Source organism: Kitasatospora sp. cg17-2 (assembly GCF_054031055.1).
The window spans coordinates 5,320,922-5,342,875 of the sequence record NZ_CM132923.1; the positions used below are offsets into that span (position 1 = coordinate 5,320,922).

Genomic DNA, 21,954 nt, shown 5'->3' on the forward strand with positions numbered 1-21,954 from the left:
CCAGTGGCCTGCGGATAGGCCGGAAGAAAGCCAGATGACGGCAGTTGCACCCGGTGCCGCGGGGCCTGGCGCCGGTATCGCTGCCGGTACCAGCGAGGACCTGCTCACCGAGACCTATCAGGCGCACTACCGCTCCTTGCTGCGGCTGGCCGCGCTGCTCCTCGACGATCTGTCGAGCTGTGAGGACGTGGTCCAGGAGGCCTTCATCCGGGTGCACGCGGCCAGGCGGCGGGTGCGGGAACCGGAGAAGACCCTCGCCTATCTGAGGCAGACCGTGGTCAACCTGTCCCGGTCGACGCTGCGGCGCAGGATCCTCGGGCTGCGGCTGCTGCCGAAGCCGATGCCTGACATGGCCAGTGCAGAAGAAGGCGCCTACGATGCGCTGGAGCGGGACCAGTTGAAGGTCGCGCTACGGGGTCTGCAACGCCGTCAGCGGGAGGTGCTGGTGCTGCGCTACTTCGTGGACATGACGGAGGCGCAGGTCGCCGAGACCCTCGGCATCTCGCTCGGTTCGGTGAAGGCGTACGGCTCACGGGGGCTTGCCGCGCTGAGGGTCCAGATGGAGGCCGGGCATGGCTGAGGACGGTCGGACGGGTGACGGCGGCCGGGGGGGATCCCCAGCGTCGGCCGGTCAGGACGAGCGGCTGGTGAGGGAGTTGATGCTGCGGGCGGTCGCCGGGGTGCAGCCGGACCCCGGCGGACTCCAGCGCATCCGGCGGGCGGTGCCGCGGCGGAGGGCCGCCCGGCGCGGGGCCTGGACCGGCGCCGCCGCCGTGGCCGTGGTCGCCTCCTTCCTCCTGCCGGCCCTGCACACCACCGACCACCTCGGCCTGTCCGGCGGTCCCGGCTCGTCCGGCGCGGGGAGCGGCAGCGTCTCCCCGAGCGTCGCCGGCACCCTCCCCGGGGGAGGCAGCGGCGGCGCGCACCGGCCGCCGGTCCCCGACAGCGGGACCTCGACCGTTCCCGGCAGCCCGTCCGGCAGTGTTGGCAGCGAGCCGAGCGCCGGGCAGAGCAGCACCGGTCAGCCGCCCGGCACCTTCGACCCGAGCCCCACCACCACCGGCGGCGGGGCCGACAACCCGGTCCTGGCGCTGTGCACCCGGGCCGACCTCGGACAGGGCACCGCGCAGCTCGGCGCCCCGGACGCGGACGGCCGGGTCTACGGCTCCTTCACGATGACCAATGTCTCCGGACGCAGCTGCCGGCTCGGCGGGCCCGGATCGGTCACGGTCACGGGCAGGACGGGAGCCACCGGCAGCGCCGGCAGCACGGGGGCGGACTCCGGGCGGATCCGGATCGCCTTCCACACCGCGGGCGACCCGGCGACCGGTCTGCCCGCGCCCGGACCTTCGGCCGGCCCCGCGACGGGGGCCGACGCCGGGAGCAACGGCCTCGTCCTCGCGCCGCGCGCGGTCTACCGGGTCGACATCGCCTGGATCCCGGATCCGGCGGGCTGTCCCGTCGCCGGAGGGACGACCTCACCGAGCCCCTCGGCCGGTTCCGGGGGAGCGGGCTCGACCGGCGGCGGTGCGGCGGGCGGTGCGACCGGTGGCGGCGGTGCGACCGGTGGCGGTGCCACCGGGTCCGCGGCGGGTGACGGCGGCGCGACCGGCGGCCCGGGGACGGGCGGGGGCGGCGCGCTTCCCGGGGCGGGCGGCCCCAGCAGCACGGGCTCCGGTTCGGGTTCCGGCTCGGGTTCGGGCTCCGGGTCCGGTACGGGTGCGAGCACGGGCGGTGGCTCCGGGCCGGGTGCCGCCGGTGTCGCGGCGGCGGGCGGCCGGTCGGGCGGGCCCGGGACGTCGACCGGTGCTCCCGTCGGCGCGAGCGAGGTGAGCAGGGCGGGCGGGGCCACCGAGGGGGCTCCGGCGGTCGGTCCCACCGGGTCGCCGAGCACGGCCCCGCAGCCGAGCGGCTCGACCACCGGGGGGAGCACCGGGACCCCGAGCCCGTCCGCCACCCCGGCGCCCGGTCCGAGCCGGGTCCCGTCGAGCGTCACCCTGGCGTACACGCCGGCCCCGGGCAATCCGGCCGCGGCCCGGATCGTCCTGGCCGAGGCCTGCGCGGGCACGGTCTACCGCACCGCGCCGAGGGCCGTCGTGCCGGACGGCCAGGCCCCGGCGCCCGGCGCCTCGCCGTCGGCGGGGTGACGTCTGCGGGTTGACGTCGGCCGGGGTGACGTCCGTGACGTCCGTGAGGTGATGTTCGCGGGGCGACGTCCGAGGGCCGACCGCGCGGCCGTTCCGCCCGGTCGGAGCCGCGCGCGGGAAGTCGGCGGGTCCGACTTCCCGGCCCGAGGTGGGGGCCTGGGGACGGGCGGAGTGTGAGGAGTGGTTACCGTGGGGGGTGTGTACCGGTTTCTCCTCACCCCGCGCTGGCTGAGCGGCACCGCCCTGGCCGTGGCGGCCGTGGCGGTGTGCGTCTGGCTCGGTTCCTGGCAGCTGGGCCGGTTCGAGGACCGCGTCTCCTCCCACCAGGAGATCAGCCGCGCCGTGAACGACTCCGGCGCGCCCCGTCCGCTCGGCGAACTGCTCGCCGCCGACCGACCGCAGGTCACCACCGACACCGTCGGTCGCGCCGTGACGGTCACCGGCACCTTCGACCCGGCGCACCAGCTGCTGGTCCCCAACCGGGAGCTGGACGGCCGGCAGGGCTACTACGTGCTCACCCCGCTGCGCACCGCCGACGGCCGGACGGTCGCGGTCGTCCGCGGCTGGGCACCCGGGACACCGCCGGCCGGGGCGTCCGCGCCCGGTGCGCCGGTGGACGCGCCCACCGGCGAGGTGACCCTCGGCGGCCGGCTCCAGGCCGGCGAGACCAGCGGCAGCAACGGCGCCGTGGCCGGCGGCCTCCCGGAGGGACAGCTCGGCACCATCAACCGTGCCGCCCTCGTCAACAAGCTCGCCCTCGACGGCTGGTACGACGGCTGGGTGTCCGCCGACGTCGCGCCGGAGGGGCTCACCCCGGTGCCGACCGTCCAGCCGCAGGGCGGTGACGGCCTCTCGCTGCGGGCGTTCCAGAACCTGGGCTACACGCTGGAGTGGTTCGTCTTCGGCGGCTTCGTGGTCTTCATGTGGTTCCGGCTGCTGCGCCGCGAGGCGGAGGCCGAGCAGGACCGGGCGCTCGGACTGGACCCGGTCCTGGACTGACCGACCGGCGGCGCCCCCGGTGATCGGGGGCGCCGCCGTCTTCGTCAGCGGGTGGGCTTCGCCGGTGGCACGGCCGGTGCCGCCGGCTTGGACGGCAGTACCGGCGACGGTGCCTTGCCGGACGGCGCCGCTGGCACCGCCGTACCCGAGGGCGAGGACACCGTGCCCGACGGCGTCGGCGAGGCGGTCGGTGACGGCGAGGCGGTCGGCGGCGGGTTGTCGCACCGGCGGCCGTTGTTGTTGCCGCTGCCGTTGGAGTCGTCGTCCGAGTCGTACCGGTCGGTGTGGTGACGCGTCGTGCGGCCGCTCTTCGAACTCTTGGAGCTCTTCGACCCCTTCGAGCCCGACTTGGCGAGCAGCACCACGCCGCCCTCCTCCCCGCCCGCGGCCACCGCCGTGCGGAAGGCGGCCTTCACCGCCGCCGAGGTGGCCGCCGGCGGAACGACGGCGGCCGGCGGGGGAGACACGGGCGAGGACGACGGCGCGGCGGAGGACGGCGACACGGCCGGCGGACAGGCCGCGCTCCCGCCGCCGTCACCGCCGTCCTGCCCCGAGCAGCCGGTGAGCACCAGTGCCCCGGCCACCCCCGCCCCCAGGATCGTCAGCAGGCGTCTCACCCGTGTCCCCCGTTCACTGCTTCTCGGTGTCCGCCCGATTCTCGCCGACCGGCAGGCCGCCGAGGTGCCGGCGGACGAAGTCGATCTCCAACCGCAACTGCTTGATCCGCTCGTCCACGACCAGCGAGCCGTGCCCGGCGTCGTACCGGTACACCTCGTGCGGCTTGCCGAGCCGCTCCAGCCCCTCGACGTAGTTGTCGATCTGCTTGATCGGGCAGCGCGGGTCGTTGACCCCGGCGCTGATGTAGACCGGCACCGCGACCCGGTCGATGTACGTCAGCGGGGAGGAGGCGGTCCAGCGCTCCGGCACCTCCTCGGGGGTGCCGCCGAAGAGCGTGCGGTCGATCGCCTTCAGCGCCTCCATCTCGTCGTCGTACGCGGTCAGGTAGTCCGCGACGGGAACGGCGGCGACGCCGAGGCTCCACAGCTCGGGCTGCACGCCGAGCCCGAGCAGCGTGAGGTAGCCGCCCCAGGAGCCGCCGGCCAGCACCAGCCGGTCCGGGTCGGCCAGTCCGCTCTCCACCGCCCAGCCGCGCACGGCCGCGATGTCCTCCAGCTCGATCAGGCCGACCCGCTCGCGCAGCGCGTCCGTCCAGGCCTGGCCGTAGCCGGTCGAGCCGCGGTAGTTGACCCGGACCACCGCGAAGCCGTGGTCCAGCCAGGCGGCCGGCCCGGCGGCGAAGGAGTCGCTGTCGTGGTGGGTCGGGCCGCCGTGGATCTCGAACACGGTCGGGAACGGACCCTCGCCCGCCCCGGCCGGACGCTGGACCAGCGCGTGCACCCGGCCGCCCGGCCCGTCCACCCAGACGTCCTCGACCGGCACCGAGCCGGGCGGGACGTTGCCGGGCGCGCGCAGCACGACCGTGCCGGCGGTGGAGCGGACGGCGGACGGGTCGGCGGCGGAGGACCAGAGGAACTCCACCGTGCCGTCGGGGCGGGGGGTGGCGCCGCCGACCGTGCCGCGCGGGGTGTCCAGTCGGGTGAGCACGCCGTCGTCCAGGGAGTAGGAGAACAGCTCGCTGCGCGCCTCGTACTCGTGCTCGATCAGCAGCGCCCGGGCGCCGGGGCGCCACTGGGCGGAGAGGTCGCCGGGCAGTTCGCGGCCCTGTTCGTCGCGGAGCGCCAGGGCGGTCTCCTTGCCGGTCGCGACGTCCCAGATCATCGGCTCCCAGCGGCCGGTGCGCTGGTGGGCGACCAGCAGCCGGGTGTCGCCGTCGACGGGCGCGAAGCCCAGGCAGGCGACCCCGCGCGGGTGCTCGTGGCCGGTGACCTCGTCCAGCTCGGCGACGGTGGGGACGGCGGTGGCGTCGGTGGTGGCGTCACCGGGGGCGGTGGCGTCGTCGCCGGGCCCGGCGGTTCCGTCGCCGGAGAGGCGGACGACCCGGATCGCGCCGTGCATGGCGTCACCGTGCTCGGTGTGGTCGATGGCCAGCAGGGTGCCGTCGTGGCTCAGGTCGCCGACGCCGCCGTACTCGGCGTGCCGGTAGATCTCGACGGCCTCGGCCGCGCCCGGGCGGCGCAGGTGCAGGGTGGTGCCGTCCTCGTCGGTGGACCGGCCGACCACCACGGTGCCGTCGCGGCCGAGGGCGAGACCCGCCTCGTAGGACGGGGCCAGGCCGGGGACGGCCTCCTCGTCCGGACCGGCGGCGCCCTCGGGGCGGCCGGCGAACGGCTGGCGGCGCCAGACGCCGTACTCGTCGCCGTCGCTGTCGTCGAACCACCAGATCCACTCGCCGTCGGGGGACAGCTCGGCATCGGTGGTGCCGTTCGGGCGGTCGGTGGCCCGCCGGTGGGTGTCGGTGGCGCGGTCCCAGGCGTAGACCTCGTAGGTACCGCTGGAGTTGGACACGTACAGCGCCCGGTCGGGGGCGTCCTCGGCCCAGTCCGGCAGGGAGACCCGTGCCGCCCTGAACCGCTGCTCCCACGCCGGAACGGCGCTCTTCTCCTCGCTCATCCACCCACCCAACCAGATCGGGGCGAGGAAACGGAACGGGACGGGGAAACGGGGGTGGGGAGGACCGGTACGGCCCTCCCCACCCCCGTTCCCGCAGGTCCTTCCGGTCGTTCCTGTTCTCCTCGTCCTCCCTGTCCTCCCTGTCGTACCTGTCGTACCTGTGGTCCCGGTCCTTCCGACCCGCTCACCCCGTCCGGCGGGGCAGCAGCTGGACCAGGCCCGCCAGCAGCACCTCCAGGACCGCCAGCGCCGCCAGGCTGCGCCCGAAGGCGGTGGCCGGGTCGGCGGCGCCGTAGTAGAGGATGCCGATCAGCGCGACCCCGAGTGCCCCCGCGACCTGCTGGACGGTGGCCACCAGACCCGCGGCCGAGCCGGCCAGCCGGGGTTCGACGCCGGCCAGCACCAGCGAGGTCACCGGGGCGATCACCAGCCCCATCCCGAGCCCGTCCACGAACAGGCCCGGGGCCAGCCACCAGACGCCGCCGGCGGTGCCCGCCAGGTGCACGGCCAGCCCGAGCAGGCCCAGCCCGGCGGCCATCAGCAGCCCGCCCAGCGCGATCGCCTGCCGGCCGAGCCGGGCGGCCACCCGGTGCGCGGTGGTGGAGGTCAGCAGGTAGCCGAGGCCGATCGCGGTGAAGACCAGGCCCGCCCCGAGCGCGTCCAGGCCGAGGCCCGGCTGCAGGTAGAGGGCGAGCACCAGGAAGAACGAGGCCTGGCCGAGCCAGAAGGCCAGCTGGGCGAGCAGGCCGGTGGTGAACGCGCGGTCCCGGAACAGCCGGGTGTCGACCAGCGGCGAGCCGCCCGACCGCCCGCGCCGGTGCTGGTGGACGGTGAGGAGCACGAGCAGCGCCGCAGCGCCGCCCAGGCAGAGTCCGGTCCACAGCGGCCAGCCGCTCTCGCGGCCCTGGATCAGCGGCAGGACCAGGCCGGTCAGGGCGAGGGTGACCAGTACGACGCCCACCGGGTCGAGACCCGGCCGGTGCGGGGCGCGCGACTCGGGCAGGCAGCGCCGCACCAGGGCCAGGGCGGCCAGACCGACCGGCAGGTTGAGCAGGAAGCAACTGCGCCAGTCCAGGCCGAACAGGTCGGCGCGGATCAGCACACCGCCGATCAGCTGGCCGAACACCGCTCCGAGCCCCATCGTCAGCCCGTACATCGCGAACGCCCGGGCCTGGGCCGCGCCGCTGTACGCGGTCCGCAGGATCGCCAGCACCTGCGGGCCCATCAGCGCCGCCGCCAGCCCCTGGGCGATCCGGGCGCCGACCAGGGTGCCCGCCGTCGGGGCCAGGCCGCAGGCGGCCGAGGCCAGGGTGAACAGGGCCAGGCCGAGGCCGAACATCCGGCGGCGGCCGTACCGGTCACCGAGCCGGCCGGCGGTGATCAGTCCGACGGCGAGGGCGAGGCCGAAGCCCGCGACCACCCATTGGACGGCGGCGGGGCCGGCTCTCAGGTCGGCCTGGAGGGAGGGGATGGCGACGTTGACGACGAAGACGTCGAGGGCGGTCATGAAGGTCGCGGTCAGCAGGACCGGCAGCAGGCCGCGCGGGGCGGGGGCGGCGGGGGCGGCGGTCGGGGTGGTCGCCGGGGTGGTGGCGGGGGTGGTCGCCGGGGTGGTGCTGCGGGAGGTCAGGGTGCTGGACAAGGTCTGCTCCGGTGGGTGTGCGGCGGGAGTGCGTGCGGCGGGCGGGGCGGGAGTTCCGGCCCGGGGTCGGGGCGGGCGCACGGGTCGCCCGCCCCGGGGGTACTTCCGGCGGTGGGAGGGCGCCGACGGCTCAGGCGCCGGGCACGCGGTCGAGGAAGCCGTGGACCGAGGCGATCCGGCCCTCCGCGTCGGCGACCAGCACGTCGAAGCCGATGACCAGCGGCTCCTCCCCGGCCGGGCCGAGGTTCCACGTGAAACGTGCGATGTCGTGGTGGGCGTCGACCGGGCCGAGGGTGAACACCAGGCCGGGGAACTGCCCCTGCGCCGCGCCGATCAGCGCGTCGACGCCCTCGCGCCCGGTGACGGCGGCCAGCGGGTCGGTGTAGCGGCCGTCCTCGGCCCAGGCCTCGTCGATCAGCTTCCGGCGGGCGGCCGGGTCGGTCTCGTTCCACGCGGCGAGGTAGCGGGCGGCGAGCTGTCCGAGGTCGGTGGGCAGGTTGGCGGTCATGGTCTTCTCCCTTGTCCGGTGCGGTGGTTGGTGCGGTGGTCGGCGGGCCGTTCCCCGCTGGTCCAGAACCTACGGACGGCGGGCGACGGGCGAATCAGTCACGGATAGGTAGGGGTGACCGGTAGGGGTGACCGGGGTGGGCGCCAGTAGGGTCGAATCCGCAGGGCGCGGGGCCTGCGGGGGAGGGGACCGGGATGCTGTACGGGCGGGAACGGGAGCGGGCCGCCGTCGACGCGCTGCTCGACGGGGCGCGCGGCGGTCGCAGTGGCGTGCTGCTGCTGCGCGGCGAGCCGGGGATCGGCAAGACGGCTGTGCTGGAGTACGCGGTGGCGGCGGCCGGTGACGGGTTCCGGGTGGTCCGGGCGACCGGCGTCGAGTACGAGGCCGAACTCCCCTTCGCCGGGCTGAGCCTGCTGCTGGCGTCCGGCCTGGACCGGCTGGACGCCCTGCCGGGACCGCAACGGCGTTCACTGGAGAGCGCGTTCGGGCTCGGCGAGGCGACCGGTGGTACCGACCGACTGCTCGCCGGGCTGGCCACGCTCGGATTGCTCGCCGAACTCGCCTCCGAGCGGCCGCTGTTGTGCGTGGTCGACGATGTGCAGTGGCTCGACCGCTCCTCGCTGGACGCCCTGCTGATCGCGGCGCGCCGGCTCCGGGCCGAGGGTGTCGCCCTGCTGCTCGCCGCCCGTGACACGGGGGCCGGGGCGGACGTCGGTGGGGTGGCCGCCGACGGGGCGGAGGGTGCGGGGGCGTACGGCCCGGCCCGGCCGGGTGCGACGGCCGGACCGCTGGCCGGCCTGCCCGAGCTGCGGCTCACCGGCCTGGCCGAGCCGGACGCCGTCCGCCTGCTCGACGACCGTACGGGCGCGCCCCTCACCGGCCCGGCCCGTCGGCGGCTGCTCGCCGAGGCCGCCGGGAATCCGCTGGCCCTCGTCGAACTGCCCTCCGGCGAAGCCGACTTGGCCTCCGGTGGACTCGCCCTCACCAGTCGGCTCCGGATCGCCTTCCACGGCCAGGTCACCGGGCTGCCGCCCGCGACCCAGACCCTGCTGCTGGTCGCCGCGGCCGAGGAGAACGGCGCGCTGGACGTCGTCCTGGCCGCCGCCGCGGCGCTCGGTGCGGGCGCCGACGCGCTGGAGCCCGCCGAACGGGCCGGACTGGTCACCGTCGGTGCCGACCGCCGGTTCGCCTTCCGGCACCCGCTGCTGCGCGCGGCCGTCCTCCAACGGGCCCCGCTCCAGCAGCGGTTGGCCGCCCACCGGGCGCTCGGCGAGGCGCTGGAGGAGGGCGACCGGCGGACCTGGCACCTCGCGCTCGCCGCCACCGCGCCCGACGCCGGACTCGCCGACGCGCTGGAACGGACCGCCGCCCGGGCCGAGGCCCGGGGCGCCCACGGCGGCGCGGCCGCCGCGTACGAGCGCGCCGCCGGGCTCACCCCGGACCGCGACGGGGCCACCCGGCGCCTCGTGCTGGCCGCCGAAGCAGCCACCGAGGAAGGCAAGTTGGAGCTGGCCGAGGCGCTCGCGGAGCGGGCCGGCGCGCGCACCGACAGCGTCTTCGCGCACGCGCTGCTGGACCAGGTCCGGGCCGTCGCGCACTTCTGGCGCGGCGCCTACCCGGCCGCGTACCGGCTGCTGCTGGACGCCGCCGCGACCGACATCGAACCCGCGCACGCGGCCCGGATGCTGCTCCAGGCCTTCCATGCCGCCTGGTACGTCGGTGAGGAGCCGGTGGCCACCGTGCTCGACCGGCTGGCCGCTCTGCCGCTGGGCGCGGACGAGCCGCTCGCCCCGCTGGCCCGGCACCTGCCGGCCGCCGTGCTGCCCGCGCTGGGGCGTCCGGCCGACCCGCTGCCCGACGTCCGCGCCACCGCGGCGGCGGCCCGGAAGGCCGGGGCGGAGAGCCCGGTCGACCTGGTGCAGCTGTGCGGCGCCACCCTCGTCCTCGGGCGGGACCACGAGACGCTGGAGCTCGCCGCCGAACTCACGGCCGAGGCCCGGGCCAAGGGCACGGTCGGGGTGCTGCCGACGCTGCAGTTCTTCCTCGCCGAGGCCGAGCTGTTCCACGGTCGGCACCGCGACGCCGAGGTGACGGCGACGGAGGGCCTCGCGCTCGCCCGGGACACCGGCCAGGCCCAGTGGACCAGCCAACTCGCCTCGCTGCTGGCCTGTGTGGCGGCCTTCGCGGGGGACGACGGGCGGTGCGCGGAGCTGGCCGCGGCGGCGCTGGTCCCCGGTTCGGCCGCGCCCGCCGCCGGGGAGCCGTGGGCGCACTGGGCGCTCGCCCTGCTGGACCTCGGCCGGGGCCGCGCGGCGGCGGCCGCCGACCGGTTGCACGCGCTCACCACCGGGCCGTACCGGCACCATGTCGGTGCCACCCGGGCGGTTCCCGACCTGGTCGAGGCGGCCGTCCGGCTGGGCGAACCGGAGCGGGCGGCCGAGCCGTACGAGCGCTTCGCCCGCTGGGCGGGCGCGGCCGGGACGCCCTGGGCGGAGGCCCTGCGGCTGCGCTGCCAGGCATTGCTCGGGCCGGACGAGTTCGCCGAATCCGCGTACCTGGCGGCCCTCGACCTGCACGAGGGCGTCCATCGTCCGTTCGAACGCGCCCGCACCGCCCTGCTGTACGGCGAGTGGCTGCGGCGGGAGCGCCGGCGTACGGACGCCCGCCCGCATCTGGGCGCCGCCCTGGAGACCTTCGAGCGGCTCGGCGCCGAACCCTGGGCGGACCGCGCCCGCGCCGAACTGACCGCCACCGGCACCGCCGCCCCGGCCCCGGCCGTCGCCGCGAGCGCGCTGACGGCGCTCACCCCGCAGGAGTTGCAGATCGCCCGGCTGGCGGCCCGGGGGCTGACCAACCGGGACATCGCCGCGCAGCTCTTCCTCAGCCCGCGGACCGTCGGGCACCACCTCTACAAGGCCTATCCGAAGCTGGGGATCGCCTCGCGGACGGAGCTTGCGGCGGTCCTCCGGGCCTGACCTTTCCCTCGACTCCATTGCAACGGAGGTCGCGGCCCGGCATTGCCTTTCGACTTCAGGTCCATTGCAACGAAAGACCCCATCGGCCCATGATTTGCAGCCTTTCACCCTCCATCGTCGTTGACGAACCTGTGAACGCAATGTAGCTTCTTGAGCGTTCGGAAATTCATGAACACCACGGGACGGGGAGGGTCACCATGACCAGCAGCAACGGAGGCTTCACCGACGAGGGCCTGCGCAAGGTGCGCGAGGTGCTGACGCGGCACGTCGAGTCCGGCCGGGTCCCGGGCGTCGTCGCCCTGATCGGCCGGGGCGACGAGACGCACGTCGAGGCCATCGGCACCATGAGCCACGACGGCGGCGCACCGATGGCCCGGGACACGATCTTCCGGATGGCCTCGACCTCCAAGCCGGTCACCATGGCCGCCGCCGCGGTCCTGCTCGACGACTGCCGGCTGCGGCTGGACGACCTCGTGCAGACCTGGCTGCCGGAGCTGGCCGACCGCCGCGTCCTCAAGCGCATCGACGGGCCGCTCGACGACACCGTGCCGGCCCGGCGGCCGATCACCGTCCGGGACGTGCTGACCTCCACCTTCGGCCTCGGCATGGACATCACCGCGCTGGGCAGCCCGATCATGGGCGCGATCATCGAGAACGGCCTCACGCCCGACCTGCCGCAGCCGATGCCGGAGCCGGACGAGTGGCTGCGCCGCCTCGGCACGCTCCCGCTGATGCACCAGCCCGGTGAGCGCTGGCAGTACCACATCGCCAGCGACCTGCTCGGCGTGCTCGTCGCCCGGGTCACCGGCCGGTCGTTCGAGAGCTTCCTCCGCGAGCGGGTCTTCGGTCCGCTGGGCATGGCGGACACCGGCTTCCACGTGCCCGCCGAGAAGATCGACCGGCTGCCCGCCCTCTACGCCCCCGACCCGCAGACCGGCGAGTTCCACGTCTGGGACGAGTCGGCGGACGGCCGCTGGAGCAAGCCCCCGCTGTTCCCCGGCGGTGGCGGCGGCCTGGTCTCCACCGTCGACGACTACCACGCCTACTTCCGGATGCTGCTCGACGGCGGCCTGCACGGCGGCGAGCGCGTCCTCTCCCGCCCGGTGGTCGAGCTGATGACCACCAACCGCCTCACCCCGGAGCAGACCGCCCTGCGCGAGACCCTGGCCAAGGACAACGTGCACCTGTCGTACGGCCAGGGCCAGCACGGCGGCTGGGGCCTCGGCTCGGCGGTGCGGACCTATCGCGGCGACTACGCCCCCGTCGGCCAGTTCGGCTGGGACGGCGGCAGCGGCACCTCCACCTACGCCGACCCGCGGCACGGGCTCGTCGGCATCGTGCTCACCCAGGTCGGGATGACCGTCCCGAACTCGGCCCACCTGATCCACGACTTCTGGACCGCGGTCTACCAGGCCGTCGACGCCTGACCGGGCCGAGCGCCCGGGCCGAGTGACCGGGCGGCTAGGCGGAGTCCCGGAGGCCGCTCCCGGTGCTCCCCCCGACCCGGACGGCCAGGTCCCGGCCGAGCGCGTACGCGGCCGAGACCAGCGTCATGTGATGGTGCCAGCCGGTGTACGAGCGGCCGGAGAAGTCCAGCAGTCCGAAGTCCGAACCGAGCCGGTCCACGGTGCTCCGCGTGGCCGAGGCGGCGTCCAGCAGCGCGAGCACGCCGGGGGCGTCCTCGGCCAGATCGGTCAGCCAGTACCGCCGCGGCCCGCCGTCGCCGTCGCACCGCGCCCACAGCCGGTGCACCGGCGCCGCCGATGCCCCCGAGGGCGGTGCGGCCGTCGGGCCGGGCGGCAGCACGGGGGTGCCGCGGAGCACCGCCACCGTGTCGGCCGCCGTCCGCGACCGCCAGCGGGGGAACAGCGATTCGGCGGGCACGGCGCCCTGGCGCACCCGCCCGTGCCGGCCCGTGGTGGCCTGGAGCACCGGCCGGACGGCCTGCCCGCCGCGGACCTCCAGCAGGTACGGGACGGAGCGGCGGGCGAGTGCGGCGGCCAGCCGGATCGGGTCGTCCGCCGCGTCGAGGCCGACGACCAGCGGCGCCACCGGATGGTGGGCGGCGAGCCGGTCCACCATCCCGACCAGCAGGTCGCCCGCCGGGTGCGGGGCGACGTCCTCGGGGATCCGGGCCCGGGCGCGCCGCTGCGGGTCGTCCGTCCAGCTCGGGTCGAGCAGCAGCGACCAGTCCACCGGGACGGCGTCCCGGTCGGTGGCGACGAAGAGCCCGCTCGCCGCCTGGCATTTGACGATCCGCCCGATCGTCGGGTCGAACCGCCGATGGACGCCCACCACCTGGTCGCCGCGCTTGGGGACGACCGCCAGCGCGGCGGTCCAGGCCCGCACCGGGCGGGGACCGGCGGCGAGCTCGGCGAGCACCCGGCGGGCCGGACGCCAGTCCCAGGGGCTGCCGTTGATGAACTGCTGGAGCGAGAGCGACACGGTGGCCGCCTCCGCCGGCCCGGTGGCCAGGCTGGCGGCCAGGTTGGCCAGGGACTTGCGACCGGGCGCCGCGAGCAGCCCCTGCAGATAGGCCCGGGCCCAGCGGCGCTGATCGGTCCGGCCCAGATGGGCGAACACCAGCTCGGCGAACCGGGAGACGGCGGCTTCGCCGACCGGTGAGAGGGGTTGGGCGTCCATGTGATGAGCTCCCCGGGGTGGTGTGGTGCCGTGAGGTGCCGTCCTCGGGAGGATAGTGAACGATCGCTTTGTTCCGACTTCCCTCCGGGCCCCGGAACCGCTTTGGCGAATTCCGGTATCCCGGTGGCCGACGGCCGTGCAGCGGACGCAGTCAAGTGTTCGGTGTGGAAGCCCGGTTGGGACCTCCTGCCGCCGCGTGCTGCCAGAGCCGCCGGAGCCGCCGCCGGACCTCCTCCGGAGTGGCCGGCCCGGCGCCGCCCAGGGGGACGATCCCCCGCCGCAGCGCCGCCGAACCCGCCACCAGGCAGTGCGCCAGCGTCTCCAGATCGACCTCGTCCAGGACCGGAGCCGGAGCGAGTCCCGCGGGCCCGACGGACCGTTCCACGGCCAGCCGGTCACGCAGCTCGGGCCCCCAGACCTCGTGCCAGTTGCCCGCCGACTCCGGCTGCTCCCAACTGAGCCGAGCGGCTGCCCGCACACTCGGCTCCTCGTCCAGCAACCGGGTGAGCAGCTCGATCAACCCGCCCACACCCGGCTCGACCCGGCGCCCCCCGCCGTCCGCCTCCGGCACCGCGGCACCCGTGAGAGCGGCCCCCTCGGAGCGGACGGCATCCGCCAGCGCGGCCTTGGACGGGAAGTGGAAGGTGAGCGCCCCCAACGTGACCCCGGCGGTCCGACTGATCCGCGCCAGCGAGGTCCCCTCGTACCCGTGCAGATCGAACTCCGTGGCCGCAGCGTGCAGAAGAGCACGACGGGTCTGCCGAGCACGTTCCTGCCTCATCACGCGCCACCGCGAACACGGCGAGCACGGAGCAGGAGATGCGAATGGCCCAACCACATGGTGGAGACGCCCCCTTCGAGCGATCGGAACGCGCCGGTACGTACCGGAACGACAACACTCCGACGCTACGCCGCCCCACCCCCCACCCACCCCCCATCCACCGGATTCCCACCCCACCCCCCACCGGCCCGCCCCGGCAACCACTGGCGCGGCCACTGGGAACCGCCACGACCACGCGACCCGCTCGGGCCGGCCGGCGCACAGACGGGGGCACGACCTCGACGGGACGACAGTGACAGGGGCCCTGTCGGCGGGATCCGAACCCACGACCTCTTCGTCCCGAGTCAGGCCCTTGGAGACGGCTGATCCGAGGTTGCCAGTAAAGATGCAGGCCAGAGCATTGCTGCGTGTCGGTCTTCGTTGGATCGTCGAGGCCTCGAACCTGAGATCACCTCCAGGATTGGCCAGCAGTCAGGGGCCGGGTGGGGCCGCCGTGGCGGGTCGGCGGCCTCAGCAACTGGACGGTCAGGGGCATTCGAAGACCTGGGCTGCCGCCTCAATGCGGGTGTTGCCGTCGGCGGGGAGTCTGGCGATCGGTGATCGCTGATCCAGTCGGGCGATCGTTATGTTGTCTGTAAATACGTCAAACTGATTGCGCTGACGTCGCGTTCTGGGGAAGACTCCCGGGCAGTGACGCGGGACACGCGTGACAGCGTCCTCCGACGGAGCGCCGACTTCAGACGAGGAGTATCGAGGCCCACAAGAGCGCCATCTGCGGCGCTGAGGCCGATGTGACGCTGCCTGGATGTGTTCCTGCCGCTCTCGTTGACGTGGGCTGGATCCGCGGATGTGAGTGCGTGGGCCGACTCGGCGTCTTCGGCTCCCGCGTGGTGTATTCCGCGGGAGAAGTGCTCCTACGGATCCAGGGAGCCTGAAGGAGGCCGTCTCTTGGTACCCCCGACCCCGAACAATGGTGAGCTGACCGTCAACGGTGAGCGGACCGAGCTGTCCAAGCCCCTCCGCCGTGTGCCGTCCATCCCGGATCCCGCGTTGCACAAGGACCTGCGTGCCGCGCTGAAGGCGCGGGGCATGGCCGACCGTGTGGCTGGCGCGATCTCGACCATCTGGACCGACCCGGCTTCTGTTCTGCCCCAGGTCGCCAACCCGCAGCGGCGCCGGATTCCTGGTGCCTACCTGCTGGTGGTCTCCGGATCGGTGTACACCTCCCGGCTCGTGCCCGACCCCCTCAACCCGCGCAACGCGGACCACGTCCAGTTCGCTCTTGCCCAGGCCGCAGGTGCGTCGCCGGCAACCCTGGGACCCGCCGTCCAGGAGGGCGAAGGCGAGCTGGCGATACACGTCGAGAGCCGTGAAGCACTCGCCGAGCAGGTCGACTGGGCTATCGAGACCACCCGCACCCGAAACAGCCCGGTGCCGGACATTGCCGACCAGGGCATCATGGACCCGCCGATCGGTGTGGCGACCACCGTCTATTACGACGGAACTGACGAGAGTCCCACGACGCACATCATCGTGCGCGAGGGTTCGAGCCGCACGAGCCACGGCCTGTACAACGTGGGTGTCTCTGCGGACGATGTCCTGTTCGGACTGCCCCGCAGTGCCAGCCCGATGCAGGCTCACATCGATAAGATCAACGGATTCATCAGCAAGGCCGCCGAGGACGTCCTCCCCATCGAGAAGGCGGCGATCCGCTGCGCTGTCACGGACTTCGAGCTCATCATCGGGGTCGTCCCCGATGTTGTGGGAGCCGTCGACCTGTCGCAGGCCATCAAGGCTCGAGTGGCCCAGGACCACCTCAACACGAAGGAGCCCTGGACCGACGCTGCAAAGCATACGGCGCTCGCCGAGGAGTGCCTGATCTCCGCCCGAGCCGCAGGTGTCATCACCAGCGATGCCGAGGCGGACTGGCTGGGGGGCCGCCTCACCCCCAAGGAGGCTGAGGCCAGCAAGATCGAGCCGTACCGCGATGACCGGGCGGCACGGGCGGTGCACCTCTTCACCACCAGCGATCCCCATATCCACAACGCTGTGCGCCAGCCGATCGCACTGGTGCTGACCAACGAGCCCACCGGCAGCCGCAAGCGCACCCGGGTCACCACCAAGACCAAGCTGCCCCTGGCTGTTGAGCTCATCGCCAGGGAGAAGCGCGGAGCGGCTTCCGAGGGTGAGCTCGACAAGTTCCGCAAGGCTCTCGCTGACGCCCTGCCGGGAGATCTCCAGAAGGTGTCCTGGAAACCGACCAGGCGCACCCCCGAGGCGCTCTACCAGGCGGCGGTCAGGGAGGTCGAGGAGGCTCAGGACGTCCGCCCGGCCGTGGCCGAGCTCTGGGTGCGTGCAGCGTATGTCCTGGCCAAGCACGGCGTAATCGGCAGCGCCCGCCACGATGTCGGGGCTGGAGGTGACCGCCGGAGCGCCAGTGCAGTGATGGAGGCCCTGGCCGACACAGAACAGGGGCTGCTGCACCTTCGCCAGGCGGTCGAGGACGATCGGGCCGGCCTCGCACCGCGCCAGGTGGACGCCCAGGGGCAGCCGCGCAAGAACGGCGCGGGCGAGGACCTGGCCATCGACAACACGTTCCTGCGTACCAAGCTCGCGCCCGTGGGCGGTCAGGCTCCACTGCCGCTCCCGGGTCCCGAGGCCGCCGTTCACGAGCACTACAAGCGTGCCGTACAGGCGACGAAGGACGCTCTCCGCAATCTGGACTCGGAGATGCGCAACCTAGCCGGCCTGGTCGACGAGGACGGCGAGCCGCTGATCGAACGGGAGGGTAAGGCCCATGCCCGACTCCTCAAGGACAAGCTGCAGCAGCTCGCCGCAGAAGCCCAGGACTGGTGGGAGAAGGCGGTGGAGGCCCAGGGGTCGCCTGCGGCCTCCGCCAAGACCGACGACGAGGGCGGCGAGGACGAGGCTGCCTGATGAAGGTCGGCACCTATGCGGCCCTCGCGGAGCTGTGCAGCCCGCATCTGCGGTTGCCGCGGCTGCCGCAGCAGGTACTCCCGCCTCGCCCCGGCGCCATGCCGGATGCATCCTGCGCTGTGTATGCGGCGATCGATAGTCGGGGCAACGTGTGCTACGTCGGTTCGGTCTGCCGACCCGGTGATACGCAAGGCCTTGCCAGCCACGTCGCCGAGTACCTCGAGAACCTGCCCAAGACGGCAAAGTGGACAGGCCTGTACGTGTTCCCGCTACGCCCGGACACGCCGGAGGCGGAGGTAAGGAGGATCGGCGGCGACATCGCTGGCTGGCTCCTTCCCTACGACCGCGAACGTTGGCCGCGCTTGGCATAGGACTGGTTCCTGTGGGACGGCGGGATGCTCGCCGTCCCACAGGAACCAGTTCAGCAATTGCAGCCCGACCACCAGTGGTCCGCCGAGCGCGGTCGCCGGACAGGCTCGTCATCCGTGTACTGCTCTGCACAGCCGCACCGCACCAGACCTTGGGGGAAACGTATAAATGACCACCGTCGCGATCCAGCCGTCGTTCGGGAATGCGACGGCACGCCGCCACTGGCGGGACACCCTGGACCGTGAGGTCGTTTTCACCAGCTCCCGCCACGTCAATGAGCTGACGCCCAGCCAGCAGGGCGCCCTCCTGGAAGCCCATCCTGCCGGACGGGCGCGGTTCTGGGGGGCCACCAAAGCCCAGGACAGGAACATGGAACGCCTCAAGGCCGGAGACGTGGTCCTGTTTACTGGGAAGAACCATGTCCGCGGGGTGGGCGAGGTCGGGATCACATTCAGGAGTAAGGCCTTCGCCGACACCATGTGGTCACAAGACCCCAAGAACGGGAGTTGGCACAACGTCTACAGCCTCACGTCCTTCCAGCCGACCGAGATCCCCTACTCGGAGATCTGGGCACTCCCCAGCTTCAACGCCAACGATAACTTCATGGGACTGCGTATCCTGGAAGGCGACCGGGCGGAAGAAGTCCTCCAGGGGCTCGGCATCGAAACTGCCGCCGACGCCCGACAGCTGTCCTCTCTGGAGTCCGCTGTTGCTGCCGCCCTCGCCGAAGGGACTCGGGTTGTCGCCGTCGAGAGCCTCCACACCCACACGGCTGCGTACCAGCGGGACGCCGGACCCGTGCTTGTCCACCGTGCTGAAGCCCTACTGGTCCGTGAGTACGCATCCAGCATCGCCAGCCCGCAGCTGGCCATCCAGCGCTTGAGGACCCCAGCTGGAATTACAGACCTCCACATCACCGGCCCGAGCGGAACAGAGATCGTCGAAGCAAAACGCAGCGGCGACCACCGCTTTGTTCGTGAGGCTCTGGCGCAGCTTCTCGACTACGCCCCGCACAGCCCTGAGGCGGCTGACCGGCTGACAGGCCTCTTTCCCAACAAGCCGACCGAGCAGGACATCGCCCTGCTTCACCGGTACGGGATCGACTGCGTCTACCGTGTGCGGGCAGGCGCTTTCGAGCGCTCTCCAGCCCCCTCGGACAACCGAGCCTTCATGCGCAGGATCTGGCATTCGTGAAGACGGATCAGGAGCTGGCGAGAGCCATCTGTCCGCGCCGTTGCTCTGGCAGCGGTCGGTAACGCCAAGGAGGGCAGCAAATGAAAGAGGAAGAGGATTTGCGCTTTGGCTCTTTCGTTCTGAATCGAGCCTTGGGAGATACCTGATGTTGACAAAGGTGCGGGCCAGTGCGTTGCTGCGCGTCGGTCTTTGTTGGGTTGTCGAGGCCTTGAGCCCTGAGATCACCTCGGCGGCGTAGCGTCGCCACAGCGCCGGACCCGCTCCGCCTTGGAGAGGGGACGGCATGCTCACCGTGCCGAAATGCTTTCGCAGAACCAGCCGGATAGCTGGCCTGCCTGCCCAGGATTTCCTCAGGCAGTTGCTTCCGCTGCTGCGGAGCGCGGCTGGTGCAGGCCGAACGCCGCCGCGGCCACGTGGGCGGCCAGCAGTGGCGGGACGGCGTTGCCGGCCTGCTCGTACTGTTTCGTCTGGGTTCCCTGCCAGGGGTAGTCGCCGGGGAAGGACTGCAGCAGGCCCGCCTCGGGGACTGTGATGCGTGCTGTGTCGGAGGCGGAGCTGCGGTTTTTCCAGTTTCCGCGGTCGCGGGACTCGGCCAGGGCACGGCGGGCTTGGGTGGGGAAGGGTTCGGCGCCGCCGGTTTTGCCTCCGCCGGCCGTGACGGTGGGGGCGGGCCGGTCGGTGGCGCCCCAGCCGATGCCTTCCGCCATGGAGACCCAGTGGGCCCGGGACTCCCCGAACAGGTTGCCGTCCTCGCCGTGCTCGGTGTGAGTGGGCGCCGGGGGCTGGGCGGTGCGCGCGCGGGAGGCGATGAGGATGGCACGGCGCCGGGCCTGCGGGACGCCGTAGTCGGCGGCGTTCAGGTTGCCGCACCAGGTGCTGTAGCCCCAGCCGCGGAGCACCTCGGCGTAGTGCCGGAACAGTGGAAGGGCGTCAGGGACCTCCTCCATGACCACATCCTCCGGCTTCAGGTCGCGGAGGTAGCGCATCGGCTCGGCGGCGAGCAGGGAGCGGGGGTCCTGGCAGGTGGCCAGCAGTCCCTCTCGGGTGTCCCGGCCCTGGGCGAGGTCGTCGATGGCCTGGTGGACGAGGGGCTGGTCTTTGAGCCCGAGCTGCTTGCCCGCTCGGGACCACGCCTGGCATGGGGGGGACGCGATGAAACGGCGGATGCGGCCGACCATAGGAGCGGTGGCGATCCGGGCGACGTCCGCACGCACGGTCGGGTGTCCAGCAGCGGCCCGCGTACGGCACGCGGCGGCATCCCACTCAATCCCGATGTCGGTGATCCCGTGGTGGGCGCGCAGGCCCTCGGACCAGCCGCCGGGCCCGGCGAACAGGTCCAGGGTGTCGGGAACAGCGGGGACAGGCATCAGGTCTCCGGGCGGGCAGGGCTGCGGACGTGGCGCGGTCAGGTCCGGATCGCCGCATCCTGTCCGACTGGCGACAGGCGGTGCCCGTCGCCCAGCCCAAACGACCTTACAGGGACAGAAGGCCTGTCCGGCTGCCGGACGGACGCGGTTCCTGCCACACCTACGACTGCTGTCATCCACCCGAAGTCTCTGCCCGTACGACCAGTGACTGCGCGTAGTAGATCTAGGCCGTCGCATGTTCGGCGCCGTTCGGCGCAGCAGATTTGCTGCGACGGCCTTGACTATCGCTGCGCCGCATGGAAATCTTGCTGCGCAGGCGCTCTAAGGCGGAGCGCCAAGCAAGGGAGGGTGTCCCATGACCGACGAATCGGGCGTGCGTAGGACGTCGCTGGTCAAGGTCGCCGAGTTCGTGGCGTCCAAGCTGGGAGGGAAGTTCAGCAAGCTGGAGCTCTTTCGGGCGGTTCCCGAGGTGGCGCAGGCCGACCGCCGGATGCGCGATCTCCGGACCATGGGCTGGAAGATCGACAACTACAAGATCAATCCCAACCTCAAGCCCGACGAGTACCTCGTCAGGGAGCTGGGAACCCGGGTCGACCTCGGCGAGGCCGCGCCCAAGACCGTCCGCAAGAACATCACGGGACCCAAGCGTCGGCGTATCTTCGAACGCGACGGCCACATGTGCCAGGTCTGCGGCATCCGGGCCGGCCAGCCCTTCTCCGACGCCCCTGAGCGGATCGCGACCCTCACCATCGGTCATCTGGTGCCGGTGAACCGCGGCGGCCAGAACACCGACGACAACCTCCGCGCCGAGTGTCAGCGCTGCGGCGACGAGTCGCGCGACATCACCATGGACCCGCCCACCAGCCAGCAGGTCCTGACTCACGCATCCCAGGGCAGCCTCCGCGACAAGAAGCTCCTCTACAGCTGGATGCAGGCCGGTCGGCGTGAGCCGACCGACATCGAGATGGTCTTCCGGGAGTGGTCCCGGCTGTCGTACGTCGACCGTCTGGAGGTCACGGCTGCTCTCGCTGGCCAGGTCATCAAGGACACCGAGGACGCAAGGGAGTCCTGAACCCGTTCCCGAAGCCGCTGGCCCGAGCGCGTGCCGGGACCAGCGGCTTCTTCGCATGTGTGCCCTAAGAAGGGGGTGGGGCCGGTGCGTTCATCGGCTGGGTGGGAATGGAGGGGATGGGCTGGCGTTCGTACCGCGGCTGTTTCGTCTCGAACGAGGCCCGAGACGACGGGCTGCGGGCATATGCAAGAACATGCAGGCCAGTGCCTTGGGGTGGGTTGCTTTCAGCTTGGGCCGGACAGCTCCGACCTCAAGGTCTTCCCCAGGACTCTCCCAGGAGCGCTGGCTCAGGAGTCATGGCTGCGAGCGCCGCACCGCGCTTTCCTGCTGGTGGGTGTCACCGGGATCGCAGGGGTGCTCGACACCTTGCTGAGGGCCGGTCAGTAGAAGGCCCGCCGGGAGATCGTTCGGAGCGGTTTTCTCCCAGGATTCTCCCGAGAGGCCCCGGAAAGCCAGTCAGGGCCGGTCTCCCTTGCGGGAGACCGGCCCTGAGCTGGTCTTACTGGGTCAGGGTGGCGGGATTTGAACCCACGGCCTCTTCGTCCCGAAGCAACCTGAGTACCCACCTGATCTTGGCCAGCGCTTCCGCTGACCTGCGCGAACAATCCCAGAGCGTCCGTGACCGTCCGCCGAAGTGCGCACCCGTTGTAGCGCAGTTAGACACTCAGCCTCGCGCGGTCTCCGATGCGAGCCCAACTGTCATGTCGGCGTATGAGGTGCCGGCTTCAGAAGCCCGTCCTCGGGGCCGC

General features: G+C 72.8%; 16 protein-coding genes. 9 read left to right on the forward strand and 7 right to left on the reverse strand.

From position 1 onward, the window contains the following. The first annotated feature begins 34 nt into the window (after window positions 1–34). The 3 genes from ACW14Y_RS22580 to ACW14Y_RS22590 all read left to right on the forward strand — a co-directional run bounded on the left by ACW14Y_RS22580 (window position 35) and on the right by ACW14Y_RS22590 (window position 3,146). Entirely contained in the window at window positions 35–580 is a 546-nt protein-coding gene (locus ACW14Y_RS22580; protein ID WP_380300272.1) for a SigE family RNA polymerase sigma factor, read from the forward strand. Continuing rightward, window positions 573–2,147, forward strand: a complete 1,575-nt coding sequence (locus tag ACW14Y_RS22585) for a hypothetical protein (protein WP_456983168.1) — start codon at window positions 573–575, stop codon at window positions 2,145–2,147. The genes ACW14Y_RS22580 and ACW14Y_RS22585 overlap by 8 nt, the downstream gene beginning before the upstream one ends. Window positions 2,148–2,345: 198 nt before the next feature. Next, window positions 2,346–3,146: an SURF1 family protein gene (locus ACW14Y_RS22590; protein ID WP_456983170.1), complete on the forward strand. Its 801-nt coding sequence runs from the start codon at window positions 2,346–2,348 to the stop codon at window positions 3,144–3,146. Between the two features lie 44 nt (window positions 3,147–3,190). Here ACW14Y_RS22590 and ACW14Y_RS22595 read toward each other — a convergent pair whose 3' ends face one another. From ACW14Y_RS22595 to ACW14Y_RS22610, 4 genes are all read right to left on the reverse strand, one after another. Continuing rightward, window positions 3,191–3,763 carry a hypothetical protein gene (locus ACW14Y_RS22595; protein ID WP_456983172.1) on the reverse strand — a complete coding sequence of 191 codons (573 nt, stop codon included), beginning with the start codon at window positions 3,761–3,763 and terminating at the stop codon, window positions 3,191–3,193. 13 nt (window positions 3,764–3,776) lie between these two features. Further along, the gene (locus tag ACW14Y_RS22600; RefSeq protein WP_456983174.1) at window positions 3,777–5,717 is read right to left on the reverse strand and encodes a S9 family peptidase; all 1,941 of its coding nucleotides are present in this window, start codon (window positions 5,715–5,717) and stop codon (window positions 3,777–3,779) included. A 184-nt stretch (window positions 5,718–5,901) separates the two neighbouring features. Beyond that, on the reverse strand, window positions 5,902–7,359 hold the full coding sequence (locus ACW14Y_RS22605) for an MFS transporter (protein ID WP_456983176.1): 1,458 nt from the start codon (window positions 7,357–7,359) through the stop codon (window positions 5,902–5,904). A gap of 130 nt (window positions 7,360–7,489) precedes the next feature. Continuing rightward, on the reverse strand, window positions 7,490–7,867 hold the full coding sequence (locus tag ACW14Y_RS22610) for a nuclear transport factor 2 family protein (RefSeq protein WP_380310630.1): 378 nt from the start codon (window positions 7,865–7,867) through the stop codon (window positions 7,490–7,492). Window positions 7,868–8,061: 194 nt separating this feature from the next. Here ACW14Y_RS22610 and ACW14Y_RS22615 point away from each other — a divergent pair, with 194 nt between their 5' ends. Then, window positions 8,062–10,842, forward strand: a complete 2,781-nt coding sequence (locus ACW14Y_RS22615; protein ID WP_456983178.1) for an AAA family ATPase — start codon at window positions 8,062–8,064, stop codon at window positions 10,840–10,842. A 197-nt stretch (window positions 10,843–11,039) separates the two neighbouring features. Beyond that, a complete protein-coding gene (locus tag ACW14Y_RS22620) occupies window positions 11,040–12,269 on the forward strand; it encodes a serine hydrolase domain-containing protein (protein ID WP_456983180.1) in 1,230 nt (409 codons plus the stop codon). A gap of 34 nt (window positions 12,270–12,303) precedes the next feature. Here the strand turns inward: ACW14Y_RS22620 and ACW14Y_RS22625 are convergent, their stop codons facing one another. Together ACW14Y_RS22625 and ACW14Y_RS22630 are read right to left on the reverse strand one after the other, a co-directional pair. Next, window positions 12,304–13,485 carry an IS701 family transposase gene (locus ACW14Y_RS22625; RefSeq protein ID WP_456983182.1) on the reverse strand — a complete coding sequence of 394 codons (1,182 nt, stop codon included), beginning with the start codon at window positions 13,483–13,485 and terminating at the stop codon, window positions 12,304–12,306. A 151-nt stretch (window positions 13,486–13,636) separates the two neighbouring features. Continuing rightward, on the reverse strand, window positions 13,637–14,266 hold the full coding sequence (locus tag ACW14Y_RS22630) for a TetR family transcriptional regulator (RefSeq protein ID WP_456983184.1): 630 nt from the start codon (window positions 14,264–14,266) through the stop codon (window positions 13,637–13,639). A 948-nt stretch (window positions 14,267–15,214) separates the two neighbouring features. Here ACW14Y_RS22630 and ACW14Y_RS22635 point away from each other — a divergent pair. The 3 genes from ACW14Y_RS22635 to ACW14Y_RS22645 all read left to right on the forward strand — a co-directional run bounded on the left by ACW14Y_RS22635 (window position 15,215) and on the right by ACW14Y_RS22645 (window position 18,766). Continuing rightward, on the forward strand, window positions 15,215–17,203 hold the full coding sequence (locus ACW14Y_RS22635; protein ID WP_456983186.1) for a hypothetical protein: 1,989 nt from the start codon (window positions 15,215–15,217) through the stop codon (window positions 17,201–17,203). Beyond that, window positions 17,203–17,574, forward strand: a complete 372-nt coding sequence (locus ACW14Y_RS22640) for a hypothetical protein (RefSeq protein ID WP_456983188.1) — start codon at window positions 17,203–17,205, stop codon at window positions 17,572–17,574. Before ACW14Y_RS22635 ends, ACW14Y_RS22640 begins: the two co-directional genes overlap by 1 nt. Before the next feature lie 166 nt (window positions 17,575–17,740). Then, window positions 17,741–18,766: a hypothetical protein gene (locus tag ACW14Y_RS22645; protein ID WP_456983190.1), complete on the forward strand. Its 1,026-nt coding sequence runs from the start codon at window positions 17,741–17,743 to the stop codon at window positions 18,764–18,766. Between the two features lie 350 nt (window positions 18,767–19,116). Here ACW14Y_RS22645 and ACW14Y_RS22650 read toward each other — a convergent pair whose 3' ends face one another. Then, window positions 19,117–20,133: a DNA cytosine methyltransferase gene (locus ACW14Y_RS22650; RefSeq protein WP_456983192.1), complete on the reverse strand. Its 1,017-nt coding sequence runs from the start codon at window positions 20,131–20,133 to the stop codon at window positions 19,117–19,119. A gap of 355 nt (window positions 20,134–20,488) precedes the next feature. On the opposite strand from ACW14Y_RS22650, the gene ACW14Y_RS22655 reads away from it, so the two are divergent. Beyond that, window positions 20,489–21,205 carry an HNH endonuclease gene (locus ACW14Y_RS22655; protein ID WP_456983194.1) on the forward strand — a complete coding sequence of 239 codons (717 nt, stop codon included), beginning with the start codon at window positions 20,489–20,491 and terminating at the stop codon, window positions 21,203–21,205. The last annotated feature ends 749 nt before the right edge of the window (window positions 21,206–21,954 follow it).